The following is a 19,852-nucleotide window of genomic DNA, read 5'->3' as shown; positions in this document are numbered from 1 at the left end:
GAATACTCCCAGCCGTCATGCTCATTTATTCCGACATTACTTGCGTAACTCTAATGCAGGCAATAGCTTACGGTAGTCATTGATTGCAGGGTGGCTGTGAAATGCTTTATCAGCACAGCTGGAATCAGGGTTTTCTATTCCCAGACAGTAGCGGATACCAAAGGTGCGCGCAGCATCCAGAATCTTCTCACTGTCATCGACAAATAAGGTTCTGGCAGGATTCAGCCCGGTATGCCGCGTGACAGCTTGCCACAGTCGTTGATCTTCCTTTGGATAACCAAATGTATGGGTAGAAAGTAATAAATCAAGGTGCTGGTCGAGAGCAGTGTGCTCAATTTTTACCGCCAGGCTGTGCGGATGGGCATTGGTGAGTAAAATGGTTTGTAAGCCGCGCTCACGTAAACTGGCTAAAAATGGTTGGGTATCCTGGCGCAACCGCACACGAGTGCCCGCTTGCGTGGTCATCGCGTAGATATCCAAATCTAGCCGCTCGCTCCAATAATCGAAGCAATACCAATTTAGAGTATGCTGCACTGCCAGATATTCATCATGGATAATTTTATGCGCCTGCTCCAGAGATATCCCCCGGCGTTGGCTGAGTGTTTCCGGTACCTGCTTGAGCCAGAAATGGCTGTCGAACTCTAAATCGAGCAGAGTGCCATCCATATCCAACAGCACGGTATCAATTTCTTGCCAATTCAATTCAGGGGGCATCGCGACTCCACATCACATTAGCTGTATTCACCCGTGATACTTCAAGCGGCATGTGCGTTGGCTGCATTCAATAACCCCAGTCACTTACTTGTGTAAGCTCTTGGAGATTATGAGCCTCATCAGAGGCTCACCCTGCGGGCCAGCGCAAGCGCTGTTCAAAATGGTTTACAACCAATTTGTCACTCAATGGCCGCCTTCCTGCAACTCGAATTATTTAGGGCGTAAATAAGACTAATGATAAACGAAAAAGGGCTAACGTAGGAAAGGCGCTGGAGTGAGGGGTTGGTTGAAGCAATTATCATAATAGCGTTGAATATTATCCATGCGACTACGGTTTTTCAGGACGCGCCGAATAAATAAGGTGGTATTCACCACTAAACACACAATCAGAACCAGCAGCAGCAGGCTGGTGCCCAAATAACGACCGAGTGTCACGATATCCGGTTCGCTGTGTAATGCAATGTGGCGAGTTCCATTGGCATCGGTGGTGATATTGGTAATGATACCTTCAGCCTTAAATGGAGTATTGAGTAGCAGCCCTGAGAGCCGCTGTAATTCGCGCCACTGCTCCAACGCACTGTAATCGAACAGAGGAACCGAGGGTGCAGGGTGATTGACTAACTGTTTCCCCTCATCGCTGGTAATCAGGAACCCACCCGGTGGCGGGCTGTTCAAGGCTTCTGTCGCCAGATGAGTTTCACGGTAAACAAATGATGAGGTTGCCGTTTTAACCAGATTTTCCAGAGTGTCGGCGCTGACCGGGCGTAACAGCACATTCATGCCTTTTAAGGTACCTGACTGTGCTCGTTTCACCAGCCCTGACCAATTCTTGGCATTCCCCAAATTCACCAAAGCATTTTTCAGGCGAATACAATCAGCATCACCACCACATAATGCCTGTGTTTTTAAGACGATATCTGCAAAGTTATCCAGTAAAATCATACCGGACTTTTCAATAGCGGTTGCCAGTTGTGGGTTAACGTTAGCATCCGAACCTTGGGGGTGTAGCTGTTGATTGACGGTAGCTACCAGCGATGCCGCCTTTTCAATGATCTCAGATTCAGGTTGCGGCAATGGTGCTGCATTATTCCAATAGATGCCGGAGCAATCAAAAGGTGTGAAAACAAAACTGTGCGAGTTTTGAGTGTTCGGCGGGACATAACACATCCCCATTCCCTGTGCTTTCAGCATATCGCCAATACGGAGCGGCATTTTTTCTAATGCTTCAACGCTGGTCACCTGCTGGCTTTGCGCACCTTGCAACCAGGCGACACTCAATTTTAGTGGCAGCCCCAGCGGCACGTAGATCAGTAATAACGCCATCACCAACAGTGAGCCGGCCATTAATGTCAGGTTTTTCCCCCAGCGTTGTAGGGGAAAGTGCTTCATTTCATCATGCAGGGACAAAAACGGCCCCTGACGTACAACCTGACGATTTAGGTAGATATCAATATTGGTTTTTTTGCCCAAATCATGAGCAAAATAAGGCCCCCAATGTGCCGGATAGATCAGATCGACAATCCCGAGCGAGATATTATTCATCTGCCCCTGATTTGACTCACCGAACAGGCCCCAGCGCTTTGGTGTGCCACTTAAGCAATGAACCTCCCGCAAATCTTTTTCAGATAGTGGGCGGAACATATTCCAGCATGCCCAGCCAGTCAGTGTTGCCGCCACAATAATAAGCCAGGGCAGCGTTACCGCAGGGCCAGTCAGTGCAAAGAACAGTAACAGCAATGCCAAACAAATGGCCCCAGCTTCTTTCAAGCCGTTAGTGCCATGCAGGGCATATTCTTCCGGGGTTTCCTTGCGGATATTCAGTAGCTCAATATGTTCGCTATCCGCCTTGCGGATTGACGCGTTTTGCGCCACGGAAGATAAAATAGGCTGGTAAGTGTTCTCTGACTGATGATTTTTCAGCGTATGCCCGTTGAGGGAAATAACCAAAGGGATCGTTTGGGTTTGGATAAGTTCGACGTCATTATCCTGAGTAATATATTGTTCCCATGAAGCCGGCAGGTGAACTTCAATAGAATCAAGATAATAGCGCCATTTGTTCGGCTCGTCAGTTGCTACACCATAGCGGGTAATCGCGCGGGTTACCGCATAAACATTGTCACTTTGAGGTATTAAAATCAGTTTAGCGGGCGAAAGCGCACTATTTGTCAGGGTTCGGGTGTCAAACGTTGACTGGGGTTTAAATCCAATTTTATCTTGTTGATTTAGAAGATAGTTTTCAATGTTGACCCGCTCTTCCGGTGTCAGTTTTCGGTGCGTGGGTTTCGCGAACGGCAGTGTTGCAGTTACGGGGATAGGTCGGCGGAATCGGAACCACCACAACAAACCCACTGTGATCAGACTGGTCAACAGTAAGGCCAATATTAAGACTATTGTGCTCATCCCATCCCCATGCGAGCGCCCCTGACTTACGTCAACTCTATGAAATAATGCATCATACCCAACATGCGGCAAACTGCATGTGCGTTGGCTGCTTTCATTTGCCGCCTTGCTACAACTTGAATTATTTAGGGTACATATTACGCATAAACACAGTACAGAGGCATATAACAGCGTTATTCATCAAATAACCTAATACAAGTGCTCTTAAACTGCTCGTAGACTAATAAGGATAGCAAGGCTAAAACATCGGTAATATCAGCATAATCCTATTTTCAAACACAAGTTTTAACTGATATTGCGCAGATATAGGATGATAATTAACCGGTTGAATCTTGACTAAACTCGCCGCCATGTTAAAAACAGGTAAATTATATCTAACTGACATTGCGATAAAGGTTCTCATTAACGCACAATGTGATCAAGTTCTAATAAAATCCAGTATAAAGAGTCGGGTTAATCCGCATAGGTAAAAAGTGGCTTATTAAGTAACCATATTATGAGCCTGACTACCCCGATGTGCGTCCGACCGGCGGCGAGTTTTAATTTGGGGCCATTATGAAACACCTGCAAAAACCTAAAATACATAAAATAGAAACGATTGCCCGCTCCCGCTTGTTTACTGTTGAAGCGGTGAATTTGGAGTTCAGCAATGGCGTACAACGTGTTTATGAGCGCATGCGCCCAGCGAATCGCGAAGCCGTTATGATTGTGCCAATTATTGGTAATGACTTACTGCTGATCCGCGAATATGCCGTGGGTATCGAAGAATATGAGTTGGGCTTCCCTAAAGGGCTCATTGATCCCGGCGAAGGTGTATTAGAGGCCGCTAATCGTGAGTTGATGGAGGAAGTTGGCTTTGGCGCAGAGCGTTTTGATTACCTTAGCAAGCTGACGATGGCTCCCTCCTACTTCTCAAGCAAAATGAACATTGTTGTCGCGCAAAACCTCTATCCGCAAAGTCTGGAAGGTGATGAGCCAGAACCGCTGCCACAAGTGCGCTGGCCGATTGCGAATATGATGGCACTGCTTGATGAACCGGGTTTTTGCGAAGCCCGAAATGTCAGCGCACTGTTTTTGGCCCAGGCATTTCTGGCTAAAGCGGGTATCGCTTAATATTGAGCTGCTCGAATAAAAAAGCCGGGTGATCTTGCGACCCCCGGCTTATCAGCAGTGACTCAATTATCAGAACAGTTCGTGAGTCTGGCCGTTATCCATCAGCGTCGTACCCGCTTCATGTACCGAATATTCGGTAGGCTGTGTCCCCTCGATAAAGTATTCTGAGCGGCTACCTGGCCCACCTGTGGATAGCTTACCTGTTTGCTTATCAATCACTACACTGACGATACCCGGTGGTGGCGCGACTTGTTTTTCCGGCAAACCTTCAAGGGCTGCTTTCATAAAGTCATTCCACGCCGGTTGAGCCGTTTTCGCCCCGCCTTCAGCGCCTGATATCTGGTCAGAAATTGCGCCAGATGCAGTACTACGACCCAAGTCACGGCGATGATCGTCAAAACCAATCCAGACTGATGTCACAGTGTCCGGGCCGTAGCCGGAGAACCAAGCATCTTTCGAGTTGTTGGTGGTACCGGTTTTACCGCCGATATCTTTGCGTTTTAAATCGCGCCCAGCACGCCAGCCTGTCCCCATCCAGCCCGGTTCACCGAAGATGTTGGAGTTCAATGCATCGCGAATCAGGAACGCCAGCGGTGTGCTTATTACATGCGGTGCATACTGCTCATCGCTATTGAGCTTAGCTTGTGCTGGAGTGACTTGTTCCAGCTCCGGCATTGGCACATTGCTGGCATTATTGGTTTGTGAAGTCGCCACATTTTCGGTGTTATCGTCGGATAGCACTACAGAGCGCTGCGTATCGCCGTAGATAACTGGCAAGTTACACTCTTCACAAACAATTTTCGGTTTCGTTTCAAACAGCACATTGCCGGTATCATCGGTGATTTTGGTGATGAAATACGGATCGACCAAATAGCCACCGTTTGCCAACACCGCATAACCTCGGACTAGCTGCAATGGCGTAAATGAAGCGGAACCCAGCGCCAATGATTCTGAATGCACGATGTTTTGTGCAGGGAAACCAAAGCGTTGCAGATATTCAGCCGCATAATCCACACCCATGGCGCGCATGGCTCGCACCATCACCACGTTTTTCGATTGACCTAAACCTTGACGCAAACGAATCGGGCCATCATAAGTCGGTGGTGAATTTTTTGGTCGCCAGTCGGTACCCGCACCGGCATCCCAACGCGTAATCGGCAAGTCGTTGAGAATGCTTGCCAAGGTCAGGCCTTTGTCCATCGCCGCGGTGTACAGGAAAGGTTTGATATTTGAACCAACCTGACGCAATGCCTGTGTAACACGGTTGAATTTACTTTGGTTAAAGTCAAAACCACCTACCAGCGCTTTAATCGCACCATTATTCGGGTCAATAGAAACCAAGGCAGAGTTGACATCTGGTACTTGAGCGAGCCACCAGTTGTCATCCACTTTTCTGACCCAAATCTGCTGACCTGGCTGAACAACATCGGTGACCTTTTTAGGTGTCGGTCCCTGAGCATTGTCAGATTTATACGGACGTGCCCAGCGCATACCGGCCATCGGTAATGTCACGCTGCTACCATCAGCCAACATGGCCGTTGCCTGTTCCGCATTTGCCTCAGTGATAACCGCAGGCAACAGTGGGCCATAGACTGGCAGTGTTTTCAGTGAATCAATAATTTGCTCACGACTCCATGCGCTTTCGCCCACCTTCCATAACACATTGGATGGGCCACGATAGCCGTGGCGCATGTCATAAGCCAACACATTGGCGCGTAAGGAATCCACCGCCGCGAGCTGAAGCTTTTTGGTGATAGTGGTATAGACCTGATAACCGTCGGTATAGGCGTTTTCGCCATAGCGCTTAATCATTTCCTGACGCACCATTTCGGACAGATAAGGTGCTGAGAAAGCAATTTGCGGCGCATGGTAGTTGGCAACCAACTCTTCACTGCGAGCCTGATCGTACTGCGCTTGGGTGATGTACTTTTCATCCAACATGCGCGACAACACCACATTACGACGTGCAACAGCGCGGTCATGTGAGTAAAGCGGGTTGAAAGTTGATGGCGCTTTTGGCAAACCGGCAATCATCGCCATCTGGCTGAGAGTCAACTCATTGACTTCTTTACCGAAATAAACCTGCGCCGCCGCCCCGACACCATAGGCGCGGTAACCCAGATAGATCTTGTTCAGGTACAACTCAAGAATTTCATCTTTGGTCAGTAGCTGTTCAATGCGAATGGCCAGAAAAGCCTCCTTGATTTTACGCATCAAGGTTCGTTCCGGGCTTAAGAAAAAGTTTCGCGCTAACTGCTGGGTGATGGTACTGGCCCCTTGAGAGGCGCGCCCCGACACCATAGCAATAGAAGCCGCACGTAGGATACCCACCGGGTCCACACCGTGATGCTCATAGAATCGGCTATCTTCCGTGGCAATAAACGCATGCACCATTTCTGGTGGAATTTGTTTTAATGTCAACGGGATACGGCGCTTTTCACCGTATTGGGCGATCAATTCGCCTTCGGCGCTATACACCAACATAGGTGTTTGCAGCCGGACATCTTTCAATGTGGCAACGTCGGGTAGCTGAGGCTCAATATATTTGTACAGGCCAAATATCGAGGCTGCTCCCAGTAAAATGCAACACACCGCAAGGATCAAAAAATACTTTACGAACTTCACCTGAGATTTCCCATTCAATGTCAATTGGGCAGTTTATAAACAACCGCGCCGTAGTATAAAGGCAAGCCCGTTACATGGATACGTTCTTTTATTCTGTCTCGACACGGAGGTCGACAAAGATGTACACACAATATTGGCAGGTTGGGCTAGATATTCAAATGGAGGCGATACGCGCCTTGGCGGTTGTCAGACGGCGCTATGGTTGGCAACTGCGGTACTGGTGGCATCAAACCTTACCTTATGGGGCTGTGCGGGAAGGTATTTTACAACAGCCAGATGTGGTTAGCGACAAACTCAAATTATTACGCAAACAATTACCGAGACATATTTCATTACGCATTGCATTACCAGCACAGCGCATTTTGCAGCAGACCATTCCCGCCCCGGATCGGCGGTTACGCGAACCCGAACGCGAGGGCTTCATTCATGCAGTGGCAAGCAAGCTTTTCCCGCTAAACAGCCAGGAATTGGCGCTGGATTATCGGGCGGTGTCTGAGCGTGAATTATTAATCACTGCTGCTCGCCAGTCAGAAGTTCGCCAATGGCAAGAATGCTTACAACAGGCTGATCTGGCATCACACATCATTGATATCACTCCCTGCGCTCTACGTTATATGGCGACGGCAGCCGATTTAGTGGGGCCTTATTGGTTAGTCCATCGGCTGGCACATGAGTGGCTGTGGGTTTCCTCCAGTGACATGCCGTTTATCTTCGGTGTGGTGGCTATCGAAACCGACGATGCACCGGAGGGCGGCTCTAATATGCTCAATCCGTTATCGATATTATTGACGCAACTTCAGACCCAATATTCTGCATTGAGTGATAAGACAGTCAAAGTGTATTACAGCAGTATCATGGATGAGCCCGCACCGGAAAATACTGCACTCTGGTCACCTTTTGCTGCATTTACTCAGTATCAACCTCCCTTGCCTTCATCACCGGCAGCATTCACCTTAGCCGGAGGGCTGGCATTACGCCCGGTAGATGACTGATGTATCAAGTTAACTTTTCATCATGGCGTACAGCCCGTCAGCTATCTCGCTACCGATTTTGGCGCAACATAGGTTTGTGCCAAGGGATACTTTTTGCCATCTCTCTGGTGGTTATGCAGATGCAGTTACACTCACGACAAATCAGCCAACAAGGCAGTCTGAGGGCACTTTTGCAACAGCAGTCTGTATTGAGCCAGCAGCATCAACAGGTGCAACAACTCATGGCGCGAAAACAGCGTGCGGAGCAGCGAATACAGATGTATCGGCAAATGCATCAATCTGCCCATCGCTACTCGGTGTTACTGCAACAGCTATCCCAGCAAATTCCCGATAACTGCTGGTTGATCAGCCTGATACCGCAAAGCGATAAGCTGGTTTTCGAGGCAGTGAGCCAAGATTACGCCGCGATCCATGATTTTTTAGCGCGATTGGGCCGACAATCTCTACTGGCAAATGTGCGCCTACAGCGGATTGCTCAACGGGATGATGGGCATTTTCGGTTTCTGGCACAGGCGGATTGGCCTCAGGAGGGGGTGAGTGATGAATAAACAGTTGCAACGTTGGCTGGATCGGCCTGGTTGGCAGCTCTGCTTATATCAATGGGGGCTACTGGGGCTGATTGGTTTAGGAGTTTATAGCATGCTGCTACGACCTCAATGGCAACAGCAGCAGTTCAGCACTCAGGAAATTATCCAACACCAACAACAGGTTGAGCGCCAACAGTCAGAGTTGGCACTGTTGCCATCGCTATTTTCTCTTCAACAGGAACTGACTGCGTTGAGTGTAGCAGAAGCATCGCGACAGCAACCCGGTGGCTCAATAGCACATTTAGTCGGCAAATGGATTGGGCCTTTTGGTGGTCAGGTTATAAGTTGGCAGCGGCAATCTGAACCGCTTGTGGCAGGCGGCGGAGCGGGTGTTGTCGAGCAACAACAATGGGCGGCGACCTTACGGATCAACTTTTATGGATTACGCCATTTACTTCGTCAGTTAGCCTCCACTCCATCACCGGTTCAAATCCAACTAATTGATATTACGCGTGATAACCATGCGCTGACCGTGAAACTAACCCTACAGGAGTATCTTGCCGGAGGTGGAAGTGAGTGATCACCGTAAGGGTGCGTGGGTGATCGGAGGGCTACTGGTCGCAGTATCACAGTTTCCGGCTGCGGGTGCAGAATCCCTATTGGCAGAGGTTGGGCGCAATCCTTTTGAGCGAATATCAACGGCATCTTGTGATGATGATCGGAAAACGCTTGTCGGATGGCGATTGCAGGGCATTGTCCGCGGTGTAGATTATCATATTGGCTGGGTACAACGTTCAGAAGGTCAGTGGCAAAAGGTGGCGATAGAAACGCGCTTATTGCCCTATTGGCAGATAACTCACATCAGTGAGCGGCAGGTTAGCCTCCAGCATGTCAATGCGGAGCGATCATGCTCAGGCTCATCGGGTTCTGTGGTGCTTTCAATGCGCTAACCCATTAATAATCAGTATTAAAAGGAATGAATCTGATGAGAGTTTCGTTATTTAAAATCACAATCATATTTAAAATCAAAAACTGGCTTTGGGCTGCATGTTGTATGGCGCGAGAGCCATTATCCACACTTCTGTTGTGCGGTGTTTTGCTCACCACTTCTTTTGCCATTGATGCCAACAGTGGCAAACCAGTTTCACTGGAGTTTCAAGATGCCCCCGCCTCCGTGGTATTACAAGCATTGGCTGATTATCAGCAATTAAACTTAGTCATTGCGTCGGATATTGGCGCAAATCTCAGCCTCCGGCTAGTGGATGTCCCTTGGGATCAAGCGCTTGCAATCGTTTTACGGATGAGTCACCTGAAAGTCGAGCGGGAAGGGGCGGTGATGTTGGTTTTCACCGAACAGGATAGTGAGGAAAGGCAATTGCGGGCGGAACAAAAAACCGCGCCGGAATCGCTGAGTAATTTGAGCATCGCCTTACAATATGCCAATGCCGAAGAAGTTGCCGACAGTTTGAATCTGGCGGAAGGGGGGGTATTGTCCCCGCTGGGCAGCGTAGTGGTAGATAAACGTACAAATACATTATTAATTCGCGATACTCCCGCATCATTAGCATTATTAAAAAATTGGCTGGCAGAGATGGATTTGCCCTTACAGCAAGTCCAGTTGGCCGCGCATATCGTGACCATGAGCCGCGAAAACTTGCAAGAACTTGGTGTCCGCTGGGGTATGGGGGATACCAAACCCACCGCCTCACTTCGCATGAGTGATTTTAATGTAAATTTGCCTCTACCAAATAGTGCCGTCAGCGCCGGTTTTAATGTTGCCCGCATTGGGGGGAGGCTACTGGAACTGGAGTTGAGCGCACTGGAACAGGAAAATCAGGTTGATATAATTGCCAGCCCTCGGTTGGTGACCTCTCATCAACAAACCGCCAGTATCAAGCAAGGTTCCGATATTCCATATACTGTCTCGCAGGGTAAAAAAGGGGCGACCACGATTGAGTTTAAAGAAGCGGTGCTAGGGATGGAGGTCACACCGAAAATACTGCGGAATGGTAAAATTACTTTAAACTTAAAAATCAGCCAAAATATGCCAGGAATGGCGATGAAACGTGGTGATAGTGAAACTTTATTAATAGATAAGCAGGAAATACAAACCCAAATTACGGTAAATGATGGCGAAACGATTGTGTTAGGCGGGATTTTCCAGCAAAAAAGCAGTCACGGGCTTAATAAAGTCCCGATATTGGCCGATATTCCTTGGTTGGGTGGGTTGTTTAAACAGGATGCCCGGCAACAAAGCCGTCGGGAGTTAGTTATTTTCATCACGCCAAGGTTAATCAGTGCTTGAGTATTATGAGGTGCTGATTGATGAAAACAGGTCAATCTTGGTGACTTTCTGCAACTTTTTGTGTGATTGGGGGCTTCTAAATTTGACGCTGCCTCGGATTTAGCTTACAAGGGTTACCGAATTGAGCTCCGAGGTTTTTAATAACGTTGATACGCCGATAAAAACGTATGGTTTCCCTCCCACGACGTGTACAACGATTTATTCGGTTGCCAAACTACCAGAAGTGCTGAGATAATTTTTCGTCTGATCTCGCACTATCGCTCATGAGGTTTCAGTTTAGGTCCCGTTGCTAATTTGATTGGCGGGGCGGGTTATCATTAACGAATAGTCTTAGTAATACCAAAAACATGGCAGAGAAACGCAATATCTTTCTGGTTGGGCCTATGGGTGCCGGCAAAAGCACTATTGGTCGTCAGTTAGCTCAGCAACTCAATATGGAGTTTTTCGACTCTGATCAAGAAATTGAGCGACGTACCGGAGCTGACGTGGGCTGGGTATTCGACGTGGAAGGCGAAGAAGGTTTCCGCGATCGTGAAGAAAAAGTTATTAATGAACTGACGGAAAAACAAGGCATTGTGCTGGCAACCGGTGGTGGCTCTGTTAAATCCAGAGAAACCCGTAACCGTTTGTCAGCCCGTGGCGTTGTGGTGTACTTGGAAACCACGATCGAAAAGCAGTTGGCCCGTACGCAGCGCGACAAAAAACGTCCGTTGTTGCAGGTTGATTCGCCTCCGCGTGAAGTGTTAGAAGCACTGGCAAAAGAACGTAATCCGTTGTACGAAGAAATTGCAGATGTCACCATCCGCACTGACGATCAAAGCGCGAAAGTTGTTGCTAACCAGATTATCAACATGCTGGAAAGTAACTGATTTTAGCATTTTACTAATGCCCGCGGGCGTAAGTTAAGAAGGTTACTGGGCGCGACATGGAGAAGATTACTGTCACGTTAGGGGAGCGTAGCTACCCGATTACGATCGCTGCTGGGTTATTCAATGATCCGGCCTCTTTTAAGCCGCTGAAGGCGGGTGACCAGGTCATGCTGGTAACCAACCAAACGCTAGCGCCACTCTATCTGGATTCGCTCCGGGCAGTACTGGAACAAGGCGGCATTAAAGTCGATCAGGTGATTTTACCTGATGGCGAGCAGTATAAATCTCTGAGCGTTCTGGAGCAGGTATTTTCTGCCCTTCTGGAAAAACCGCACGGTCGTGATACTACACTTGTCGCCTTGGGTGGCGGTGTAGTAGGCGACCTGACCGGTTTTGCCGCCGCGTGCTATCAGCGCGGTGTTCGTTTTATTCAAGTTCCTACTACTTTACTTTCTCAAGTGGATTCCTCTGTCGGCGGTAAAACCGCAGTGAATCATCCATTGGGTAAGAACATGATTGGTGCTTTCTACCAGCCCGCATCGGTGGTGGTTGACCTTAATTGTCTTAAAACCCTCCCTTCACGTGAGCTTGCTTCCGGGCTGGCTGAAGTTATCAAATACGGCATCATTCTTGACGCAGCTTTCTTTGAGTGGCTGGAAACCAATATCGACTCACTTCTTGCACTGGATATGTCGGCATTAGCCTACTGCATCCGTCGTTGCTGTGAATTGAAAGCCGATGTTGTCGCTGCCGATGAACGGGAAGAGAGCGGGATGCGCGCTTTACTCAATTTGGGTCATACTTATGGTCATGCCATTGAGGCCGAAATGGGTTATGGCGTCTGGCTACACGGGGAAGCTGTTGCCGCTGGAATGATGATGGCCGCGCACACCTCCCGTCGATTGGGCCAGTTCTCAGCTGAAGATGTTGAGCGTATCAAGAAACTGCTTTTACGTGCTGGTCTGCCAGTCAGTGGGCCGCAGAAAATGACGCCAGAGTCCTATTTGCCACACATGATGCGAGATAAAAAAGTGCTGGCCGGCGAGCTTCGTCTGGTACTGCCAACTGCGATAGGTCAGTCAGAGATTCGTAGCGGTATTGCACATGACATGGTGCTGGCGTCTATCGCTGATTGCCAGTTATAGAAAATGGCATAAGTACGATATTATACGTTTTATCATATTCCTTTGCTGCGGGCGGTTTAGCCTGTTAGCAGTCAGTAAAATCAATCAGCCGGGCTGCAATGATAAATGCGGTAGGCTTTTGCCTCTAGTTGGAGGGTTTAGATGGATGATTTAAAGCCGGAAGACGATCTGAAACCAGATAGTAGTGACCGTCGCCCTACACGTGCCCGTAAGTCCTCGACTGGGCCTAAGCTTGCTGTTTCACGCCAACATATGATGATTGGTATCGGCATTTTAGTGCTGTTATTGATTATTATTGCCATCGGTTCAGCCCTGAAAGCACCGACAGAGCACGAAGCATCACAACAAAATCCAAATGTGGATGCTGCGCGAAACATCAATCTGTCTGATTCATCCTCACTGACCAGCGGCAATAATACTCAACCAGGTGTGGCAAATAACACCACCGATGGACATGATGCCAATGGCGTGAAGAACAACGCTCAGCCACAAGATATCAATGTTCCGCCGATTTCTCCGACACCGACTGAGGCCGCGCCGCAGTCTTCTGCCAACGCTCCGACTCAACGTGTTGAATTGCCTGGTAATATGTCTGATGCACTCTCTCAGGCTCAGGGGCAGGTAGATACCTTGTCTCAGAACATGAATGATGGTCAGACATCCACATTGCCAACAGCGCCAGCGACGGTTTCGACCTCGAAAGGGGCCAAAGCGCCAGTAGCACGGGAAACCATTACTCACCCGGCGCAGAAACAGGCCACAGCTGCGACTAAACAACCTGCGGTTAGCCATAAAAATCCGACTACGGCAGTATCTCCAGCCGCTTCCGCAGGGGTGAAGTCAGGCTCAGCTGGCAGCAGCGCATTGAAAAATGCCCCTGGCAGCCACTTTACGTTGCAATTGAGCAGTGCATCGCGTTCAGATACCTTGAATGCTTATGCTAAACAGCAAAAATTATCTGACTATCATGTGTATGAAACTAAACGTGATGGTAAGCCTTGGTACATCCTGGTGAGTGGTAATTACGCCTCTTCTGCTGATGCAAAAAGGGCGATAGCCACATTACCTGCCGATGTTCAGGCGAAAAAACCGTGGGTTAAACCTGTACAACAAGTACAGCAAGACCTTAGAAAATAAATCATTCTTATTTGTGCGCTGATGTGCTGTCTGAAACAGAGTACAATCTGCGGCTCTGAATTATTAAGTAGCTAACTGACGGCATGAAGAAAAACCGCGCTTTTTTAAAATGGGCTGGTGGGAAATATCCGCTGGTTGATGACATTCGACGCCATCTACCAGCGGGAGACTGCTTGATAGAGCCATTCGTCGGTGCGGGTTCAGTGTTCCTTAACACCGAGTATGAATCTTACATACTGGCCGATATCAACAGTGATCTGATCAACCTCTACAATATCGTGAAGGACCGCACTGATGACTTCGTGCGGGATGCTCGTGTTTTATTCACCGGTGATTTCAATAATTCCGAACAGTTTTACCAACTGCGTCAAGAGTTTAACGCCAGCACCGATGCCTATCGCCGTGCATTATTGTTTCTCTACTTGAATCGCCATTGTTATAACGGTCTGTGCCGTTATAATTTGAGCGGTGAATTCAATGTGCCTTTTGGTCGTTACAAAAGACCTTATTTCCCGGAAAATGAACTGTATTGGTTTGCTGAAAAATCGCAAAATGCCATTTTTGTTTGTGAGCACTATCAGGAAACTTTGCTAAAAGCGGTGCACGGGGCGGTGGTTTACTGCGATCCTCCGTATGCGCCATTATCAGCGACGGCTAATTTTACGGCATATCACACCAGTAACTTTGGTCTGGCGGATCAACAGAATCTGGCTCGTCTGGCTTACCAGCTGTCAGCAGAAAACAAGATCCCGGTTCTGATTTCTAATCACGACACAGAACTGACGCGCGATTGGTATCATCAGGCGTCACTGCATGTGGTCAAAGCGCGCCGCACTATCAGCCGGAATATCCTTGGCCGTAGTAAAGTGAATGAGCTTTTGGCGCTGTATAGCTGAGCGGGGACTGCCGCTCAGTAAAGATTCAAACCCATGGTTTGTGAGAGAGAAAGCTTGCCACGCTGACGCCTCATAAAACAAAGAGATACGTTTGGAGAAGCGGATGAAAAAGTTTTTAATTGCCCCGTCTATTCTGTCAGCAGATTTTGCCCGTCTGGGTGAGGATACCGCCAAGGTACTCGCCGCCGGTGCTGATGTTGTGCATTTTGATGTGATGGACAATCATTACGTTCCTAATCTGACTATCGGGCCGATGGTGTGCAAGGCTCTGCGTGATTACGGTATTACTGCCCCTATTGATGTACATCTGATGGTAAAACCGGTCGACCGTATTGTCCCGGATTTTGCCAAAGCAGGTGCCACCTATATCACATTCCATCCTGAAGCCTCAGAACATGTTGACCGCACCTTGCAGCTCATCAAAGAGAGTGGCTGTAAGGCGGGTTTGGTGTTCAACCCAGCCACTCCGCTTAGCTATCTTGACTATGTAATGGATAAGCTGGATGTCATTTTGTTGATGTCGGTGAACCCCGGCTTCGGCGGTCAATCCTTCATTCCTGAAACGCTGAACAAGTTGCGTCAGGTGCGTAAGTTGATTGATGACAGCGGTTATGACATTCGTTTGGAAGTGGATGGTGGCGTTAAAGTGGATAATATCCGCGATATCGCGGCAGCAGGTGCAGATATGTTTGTTGCCGGTTCGGCTATTTTCAATCAGCCAGATTACGCCGCAGTCATTGATGCCATGCGCAGTGAACTGGCGATGTCTGCCAATGACTAAGTTCGACTCTATCCGCGGTGTGGCTTTCGATTTGGATGGCACATTGGTTGATAGCGCTCCGGGGCTTGCCAGCGCGATTGATATGGCGCTGTCACATCAAAACTTGCCGGTTGCCGGTAAAGATTTGGTATCAACCTGGATTGGCAATGGCGCTGATGTGTTAGTCGAGCGTGCATTGCGCTGGGCTGGCTGCGAGCCAGATGCACAATCTGTGGCGCATACCCGTGAATTGTTTGACCACTATTACGCCCAGACGGTTGAGCAGGGAAGTCAGCTATTCCCGCAAGTGAAAGCGACATTGGAACAACTGGCGGCCAGTGGTTTGCCGATGGGTCTGATTACCAATAAGCCCACGCCTTTTGTTGCACCTTTGCTGACGTCACTGGGGATTGCCGATTATTTCTCCGTTATCATTGGCGGTGATGATGTAGTGGTGAAGAAACCGCATCCAGCTCCATTGTATTTATTGTTAGCCAAACTTGGCTTGCATGCCCATGAGATGCTGTTTGTTGGTGATTCACGTAATGACATAATGGCCGCGCAGGCGGCGGGTTGCCCTTGTGTCGGGCTGACCTATGGATATAACTACGGTGAAGCTATTGCCACCAGTCATCCTGACTGTGTGCTGGAGCACTTTGCCTGTCTGTTGCCCGCCATCGGGCTACCATCTTTAAAAGATCAGGAAGTATAAAATGAGTAAACCCACTGAAATACCTGCTGTATCCGATAAACAAAAACCTATCGTATTTAGCGGCGCGCAGCCGTCCGGCGAATTGACGATTGGCAATTACATGGGTGCGCTGCGTCAGTGGGTACAGATGCAGGATGACTATGATTGCATCTATTGCATTGTTGATTTGCATGCCATCACGGCACGTCAGGACCCGGCGTTGCTACGCAAAAGAACTTTAGACACCTTGGCGTTGTATCTGGCTTGCGGCATTGATCCGCAGAAAAGCACCATTTTTGTTCAATCCCATGTGCCAGAGCACTCTCAACTGGGCTGGGCATTGAACTGCTACACCTATTTCGGCGAACTGAGCCGCATGACTCAGTTCAAAGACAAATCAGCCCGTTATGCTGAAAATATTAACGCCGGTTTGTTCGATTATCCGGTATTGATGGCGGCGGATATTTTGCTGTATCAGACTAACCAGGTACCGGTTGGTGAAGACCAGAAACAACACCTGGAACTGAGCCGTGATATCGCCAGCCGATTCAATAATCTGTATGGTGATATTTTCAAAATCCCAGAGCCGTTTATTCCAAAAGCCGGTGCGCGGGTGATGTCCTTGCAGGATCCGAGCAAAAAAATGTCCAAATCTGATGATAACCGCAATAACGTCATCGAATTATTGGAAGATCCTAAATCTGTGGTGAAAAAGATTAAACGCGCCATGACCGATTCTGATGAGCCAGCGGTTATCCGTTATGACACCGAGAAGAAAGCCGGTGTGTCTAACCTGCTGGATATCTTGTCAGGTGTGACAGGCCAGTCTATTTCTGAGCTGGAAACCCAGTTTGAAGGCCAAATGTATGGTCATTTGAAAGGTGCGGTTGCCGATGCAGTTTCTGGCATGCTGAGCGAGCTTCAGGCGCGTTATCATCAATATCGCGAAGATGAGGCTTTCTTGCAGGAAGTGATGCGTGAAGGTGCGGCTAAGGCGCGTGCTCGCGCACAAGATACGCTGGCGAAAGTGTATGAAGCTATTGGTTTTGTTGCACATCCATAAGTGAATCAATAAGTCATTCGAAGGGGGAGCCTTCCCCCTTCTGACTCAAATTTGGCTTAACCCACTCTTTCAACTTGTTCCTTCATCCCTGTTTTGCCATGTTCCGCGCTGGAAAACCAATTCAGTTTTTCACGTAAGCTGACCACACTGCCGACGATAATCAGGCTTGGGCTGCTGACTTGCTGCGAAAGCAGTGCCAACTGACTCAATTCGCCGCTGACCACCCGCTGATGCCGCGAGGTGCCATTCTCGACCAGAGCAACAGGGGTTGCCGCTGGCATGCCGTGTCGAATCAGTTGCTGCTGAATCTCTCCGGCCTGTGATAGGCCCATATAGAACACTAAAGTTTGCTTTTCTGCCGCCAGATTTGCCCAATCCAACTGACTGTCTTTCTTGGCGTGGCCGGTAATCAGCCGCACACTCTGGGCGTGATCGCGATGGGTCAGTGGAATGCCACTGTAGGCTGAACAGCCAGATGCAGCGGTAATTCCCGGTACCACAGAAAATGGAATATTGTAGTCTGCCAGTGTTTCCAGTTCTTCGCCGCCACGGCCAAAAATAAACGGGTCGCCGCCTTTCAAACGCACCACGCGTTTCCCTTGTTGCGCCTGTTGCAGCAAAATCTGATTGATTTGATCCTGCGGTACGGTGTGGCGGCCAGACTCTTTACCAACAAAAATTCGCTCGGCGTCGCGTCGCACTAAATTCATCACTTCATCGGACACCAGGCGGTCATATACCACCACGTCAGCTTGCTGAATCTGCTGTAAACCTTTCAATGTCAGCAAACCAGCATCCCCCGGCCCGGCTCCGACTAATACTACTTCGCCGCGATCAGACAGTGGCGCATTGAACAGTTGCTCAACGTGTTGCTCGACTTGTACCTGATCCTCATTAGCCAGTGATTGCGCCAGACGGTCGTGGGTGAGCAGTTTTTCCCAGAAGCGGCGACGGTCAGTCATGGCGGCAAAATGCTGTTTTACCCGCTGGCGTAAATTGCCTGCCAACTGTGCCAATTGGCCCAAATGCTGTGGCAACATAGCTTCCAGTTTTTCTCGCAGCAATCGCGCTAATACCGGAGCTTTTCCGCCAGAAGAGATAGCTATCATGATAGGAGAGCGGTCAATGATTGATGGCATAATGAAACTGGTGCGCTTCGGGTCATCAACCACATTGCAGAACACCCGCTGTTGGTTGGCACTTTGATAGACCAACGCATTGACGACCACCTGATCAGTTGCGGCAATCACCAACCATTTTTCTGCCAACAGTTCCGGTGCGAATTCGCCGCTAACTAATGAAAGTAGCCCCTGTTCCGCCCAATCATGAAACTGCTCGGTAAATTCACAGGCATTGACGGTGACGGCAGCACCCGCATCCAGCAATAAGCGGGCTTTACGTTCGGCCACTTCACCCCCACCGACCAGCAGGCAGGCTTTGTTTTGCAGTTGGCAGAAAATCGGGAAGTAGTCCATGGGCAATCCTTTAGGTTGAGGCCGCTAGGGGTAAAACCAGCCCCTAAGAGCTGGTGAATTCGGGTATCTGACTGCTGGCTAAGTCAATTGAAGGGGAATCGTGCCGTTGGGGTCGTAGCGACGTAAGTCGCCGGAGCACCCCTAGGTGCGGTAAACCCTTCACTCACTGAGCTATCAATCGTTTTGCCATTAACCTCGTATAACTCACTCTTTCACGGCTTGTGGCGTGTTGATGGCCGCTGGCTGTGGGCGTTGCTCCCGTGGGGTGGCATACCAGTAGCCCAACCCCATAAATACTGCGCCTGACAAAGTATTCCCCAATGTCACCCACAGCAGGTTATGACCGATGCCGCTTAAGGTGTAAGCCTCGCTGTGATGACCGAACCAGGACAAGGCGAACAGCGTCATATTGGCTACGGAGTGTTCGTAACCGGAGGCAATAAAGGCCAGCAAGCACCACCAAATAGCGATAAATTTAGCTGCACCTTCTACCCGAATTGCCATCCAGATCGCCAGACAAACCAGCCAGTTACATAGTACACCCTTAAAGAATAAGGTCATAGCGGGCGCAGAGGTTTTTGCCAGCGCCGCGGTGTGCACCAAACTGGTATCGACAGACAGCAGATTACCGCCGCCGTAGTAATAAAGTAGGGCGACAAAAACAGAACCCAACAGATTTCCCAACCAGGTTTGTGGTAATACTGCCCACATCTGGCTGGATTTAATAGTGCCCGCCTTGACCCCAAAGGTCAGAAACATGGTGTGGCCAGTAAACAGCTCAGAACCAGCGATAATCACTAAAGTCAGCGCCAGACCAAAGGTGGCCCCCATGACTAATGGACGGTAAGCGGGGTCAATCAGATTTCCCAGGGTAAAAATCAGAATAATGCCAAGGCCGACATAAGCACCGGCCATCGCCGAACCAATCCAAAAGCCCAGCGGGCTTTCTTTTGCCAGTTTGACGATGCGGGCTGCGTTGGCCGCGCATTTGTTAATGGTGTCTGTATACATACTCTTTCCCAGTCCCCTTGCTCTTGACGCCGCAGCGGTGTTCGCTGCACTCACCAACCCGAATCACTGACTTATGTCAGCTCATCGGGATTAGCTCGTTGGCTGCCTTGCTGCAACGCCAATATCTTT

At 49.1% G+C, this 19,852-nt stretch carries 18 protein-coding genes; 13 read left to right on the top strand and 5 right to left on the bottom strand.

Annotated features, from left to right (window positions below; all coding sequences use genetic code 11):
- Positions 1 to 36: 36 nt before the first annotated feature.
- Positions 37 to 714 (bottom strand): GMP/IMP nucleotidase, encoded by a 678-nt coding sequence (gene yrfG / locus FGL26_RS14640; RefSeq protein ID WP_005174719.1) that lies wholly within the window; start codon positions 712 to 714, stop codon positions 37 to 39.
- A gap of 252 nt (positions 715 to 966) precedes the next feature.
- Entirely contained in the window at positions 967 to 3,114 is a 2,148-nt protein-coding gene (locus FGL26_RS14635; protein ID WP_005174717.1) for an intracellular growth attenuator family protein, read from the bottom strand.
- 555 nt (positions 3,115 to 3,669) lie between these two features.
- On the opposite strand from FGL26_RS14635, the gene nudE reads away from it, so the two are divergent.
- Positions 3,670 to 4,227: an ADP compounds hydrolase NudE gene (gene nudE / locus FGL26_RS14630; RefSeq protein ID WP_005174715.1), complete on the top strand. Its 558-nt coding sequence runs from the start codon at positions 3,670 to 3,672 to the stop codon at positions 4,225 to 4,227.
- A 69-nt stretch (positions 4,228 to 4,296) separates the two neighbouring features.
- Here the strand turns inward: nudE and mrcA are convergent, their stop codons facing one another.
- Positions 4,297 to 6,852: a peptidoglycan glycosyltransferase/peptidoglycan DD-transpeptidase MrcA gene (mrcA, locus tag FGL26_RS14625; protein ID WP_005174714.1), complete on the bottom strand. Its 2,556-nt coding sequence runs from the start codon at positions 6,850 to 6,852 to the stop codon at positions 4,297 to 4,299.
- Between the two features lie 119 nt (positions 6,853 to 6,971).
- On the opposite strand from mrcA, the gene pilM reads away from it, so the two are divergent.
- The 12 genes from pilM (at position 6,972) to trpS (ending at position 17,237) form a co-directional block, all read left to right on the top strand.
- Positions 6,972 to 7,844 carry a type IV pilus biogenesis protein PilM gene (pilM, locus tag FGL26_RS14620; RefSeq protein ID WP_005174711.1) on the top strand — a complete coding sequence of 291 codons (873 nt, stop codon included), beginning with the start codon at positions 6,972 to 6,974 and terminating at the stop codon, positions 7,842 to 7,844.
- Positions 7,844 to 8,392, top strand: coding sequence for a PilN domain-containing protein (locus FGL26_RS14615; RefSeq protein ID WP_005174710.1), 549 nt, complete (start codon positions 7,844 to 7,846; stop codon positions 8,390 to 8,392). Before pilM ends, FGL26_RS14615 begins: the two co-directional genes overlap by 1 nt.
- On the top strand, positions 8,385 to 8,951 hold the full coding sequence (locus FGL26_RS14610; RefSeq protein WP_005174707.1) for a hypothetical protein: 567 nt from the start codon (positions 8,385 to 8,387) through the stop codon (positions 8,949 to 8,951). The genes FGL26_RS14615 and FGL26_RS14610 overlap by 8 nt, the downstream gene beginning before the upstream one ends.
- A gap of 19 nt (positions 8,952 to 8,970) precedes the next feature.
- The gene (locus FGL26_RS14605; RefSeq protein ID WP_032903172.1) at positions 8,971 to 9,321 is read left to right on the top strand and encodes a DNA utilization family protein; all 351 of its coding nucleotides are present in this window, start codon (positions 8,971 to 8,973) and stop codon (positions 9,319 to 9,321) included.
- A gap of 35 nt (positions 9,322 to 9,356) precedes the next feature.
- Positions 9,357 to 10,676: a DNA uptake porin HofQ gene (gene hofQ / locus FGL26_RS14600; RefSeq protein WP_005174704.1), complete on the top strand. Its 1,320-nt coding sequence runs from the start codon at positions 9,357 to 9,359 to the stop codon at positions 10,674 to 10,676.
- Positions 10,677 to 11,023: 347 nt separating this feature from the next.
- On the top strand, positions 11,024 to 11,545 hold the full coding sequence (gene aroK, locus FGL26_RS14595) for a shikimate kinase AroK (RefSeq protein ID WP_004391482.1): 522 nt from the start codon (positions 11,024 to 11,026) through the stop codon (positions 11,543 to 11,545).
- Between the two features lie 56 nt (positions 11,546 to 11,601).
- Positions 11,602 to 12,690 carry a 3-dehydroquinate synthase gene (gene aroB / locus FGL26_RS14590; protein ID WP_005174702.1) on the top strand — a complete coding sequence of 363 codons (1,089 nt, stop codon included), beginning with the start codon at positions 11,602 to 11,604 and terminating at the stop codon, positions 12,688 to 12,690.
- Positions 12,691 to 12,831: 141 nt separating this feature from the next.
- Positions 12,832 to 13,827, top strand: a complete 996-nt coding sequence (locus FGL26_RS14585; RefSeq protein ID WP_005174700.1) for an SPOR domain-containing protein — start codon at positions 12,832 to 12,834, stop codon at positions 13,825 to 13,827.
- A gap of 83 nt (positions 13,828 to 13,910) precedes the next feature.
- The gene (gene dam / locus FGL26_RS14580; protein WP_005174698.1) at positions 13,911 to 14,723 is read left to right on the top strand and encodes an adenine-specific DNA-methyltransferase; all 813 of its coding nucleotides are present in this window, start codon (positions 13,911 to 13,913) and stop codon (positions 14,721 to 14,723) included.
- A 103-nt stretch (positions 14,724 to 14,826) separates the two neighbouring features.
- Entirely contained in the window at positions 14,827 to 15,504 is a 678-nt protein-coding gene (gene rpe / locus FGL26_RS14575) for a ribulose-phosphate 3-epimerase (RefSeq protein ID WP_005174695.1), read from the top strand.
- The gene (locus tag FGL26_RS14570; protein ID WP_005174693.1) at positions 15,497 to 16,195 is read left to right on the top strand and encodes a phosphoglycolate phosphatase; all 699 of its coding nucleotides are present in this window, start codon (positions 15,497 to 15,499) and stop codon (positions 16,193 to 16,195) included. The genes rpe and FGL26_RS14570 overlap by 8 nt, the downstream gene beginning before the upstream one ends.
- Position 16,196: 1 nt before the next feature.
- A complete protein-coding gene (trpS, locus tag FGL26_RS14565; RefSeq protein WP_005174691.1) occupies positions 16,197 to 17,237 on the top strand; it encodes a tryptophan--tRNA ligase in 1,041 nt (346 codons plus the stop codon).
- Positions 17,238 to 17,293: 56 nt separating this feature from the next.
- Here the strand turns inward: trpS and cysG are convergent, their stop codons facing one another.
- Entirely contained in the window at positions 17,294 to 18,712 is a 1,419-nt protein-coding gene (gene cysG / locus FGL26_RS14560) for a siroheme synthase CysG (protein WP_005174688.1), read from the bottom strand.
- A 204-nt stretch (positions 18,713 to 18,916) separates the two neighbouring features.
- The gene (gene nirC / locus FGL26_RS14555; RefSeq protein WP_005174686.1) at positions 18,917 to 19,723 is read right to left on the bottom strand and encodes a nitrite transporter NirC; all 807 of its coding nucleotides are present in this window, start codon (positions 19,721 to 19,723) and stop codon (positions 18,917 to 18,919) included.
- Positions 19,724 to 19,852: the final 129 nt, after the last annotated feature.

Origin of the sequence: Yersinia enterocolitica subsp. enterocolitica, assembly GCF_901472495.1 — a bacterium.
GTDB lineage: Bacteria > Pseudomonadota > Gammaproteobacteria > Enterobacterales > Enterobacteriaceae > Yersinia > Yersinia enterocolitica.
The sequence above is the reverse complement of the archived record's forward strand: the minus strand, read 5'-3'. Positions and strand labels throughout refer to the sequence as shown.

What these genes read in the sequence shown, in the direction of transcription:
- aroK (WP_004391482.1), top strand. Translation starts at nt 11,024, where the DNA reads ATGGCAGAGAAACGCAATATCTTTCTGGTTGGGCCTATGGGTGCCGGC.
- FGL26_RS14585 (WP_005174700.1), top strand. Translation starts at nt 12,832, where the DNA reads ATGGATGATTTAAAGCCGGAAGACGATCTGAAACCAGATAGTAGTGAC.
- aroB (WP_005174702.1), top strand. Translation starts at nt 11,602, where the DNA reads ATGGAGAAGATTACTGTCACGTTAGGGGAGCGTAGCTACCCGATTACG.
- yrfG (WP_005174719.1), bottom strand. Translation starts at nt 714, where the DNA reads ATGCCCCCTGAATTGAATTGGCAAGAAATTGATACCGTGCTGTTGGAT.
- nudE (WP_005174715.1), top strand. Translation starts at nt 3,670, where the DNA reads ATGAAACACCTGCAAAAACCTAAAATACATAAAATAGAAACGATTGCC.
- trpS (WP_005174691.1), top strand. Translation starts at nt 16,197, where the DNA reads ATGAGTAAACCCACTGAAATACCTGCTGTATCCGATAAACAAAAACCT.
- nirC (WP_005174686.1), bottom strand. Translation starts at nt 19,723, where the DNA reads ATGTATACAGACACCATTAACAAATGCGCGGCCAACGCAGCCCGCATC.
- cysG (WP_005174688.1), bottom strand. Translation starts at nt 18,712, where the DNA reads ATGGACTACTTCCCGATTTTCTGCCAACTGCAAAACAAAGCCTGCCTG.
- hofQ (WP_005174704.1), top strand. Translation starts at nt 9,357, where the DNA reads ATGAGAGTTTCGTTATTTAAAATCACAATCATATTTAAAATCAAAAAC.
- FGL26_RS14635 (WP_005174717.1), bottom strand. Translation starts at nt 3,114, where the DNA reads ATGAGCACAATAGTCTTAATATTGGCCTTACTGTTGACCAGTCTGATC.
- rpe (WP_005174695.1), top strand. Translation starts at nt 14,827, where the DNA reads ATGAAAAAGTTTTTAATTGCCCCGTCTATTCTGTCAGCAGATTTTGCC.
- dam (WP_005174698.1), top strand. Translation starts at nt 13,911, where the DNA reads ATGAAGAAAAACCGCGCTTTTTTAAAATGGGCTGGTGGGAAATATCCG.
- FGL26_RS14570 (WP_005174693.1), top strand. Translation starts at nt 15,497, where the DNA reads ATGACTAAGTTCGACTCTATCCGCGGTGTGGCTTTCGATTTGGATGGC.
- FGL26_RS14610 (WP_005174707.1), top strand. Translation starts at nt 8,385, where the DNA reads ATGAATAAACAGTTGCAACGTTGGCTGGATCGGCCTGGTTGGCAGCTC.
- pilM (WP_005174711.1), top strand. Translation starts at nt 6,972, where the DNA reads ATGTACACACAATATTGGCAGGTTGGGCTAGATATTCAAATGGAGGCG.
- FGL26_RS14615 (WP_005174710.1), top strand. Translation starts at nt 7,844, where the DNA reads ATGTATCAAGTTAACTTTTCATCATGGCGTACAGCCCGTCAGCTATCT.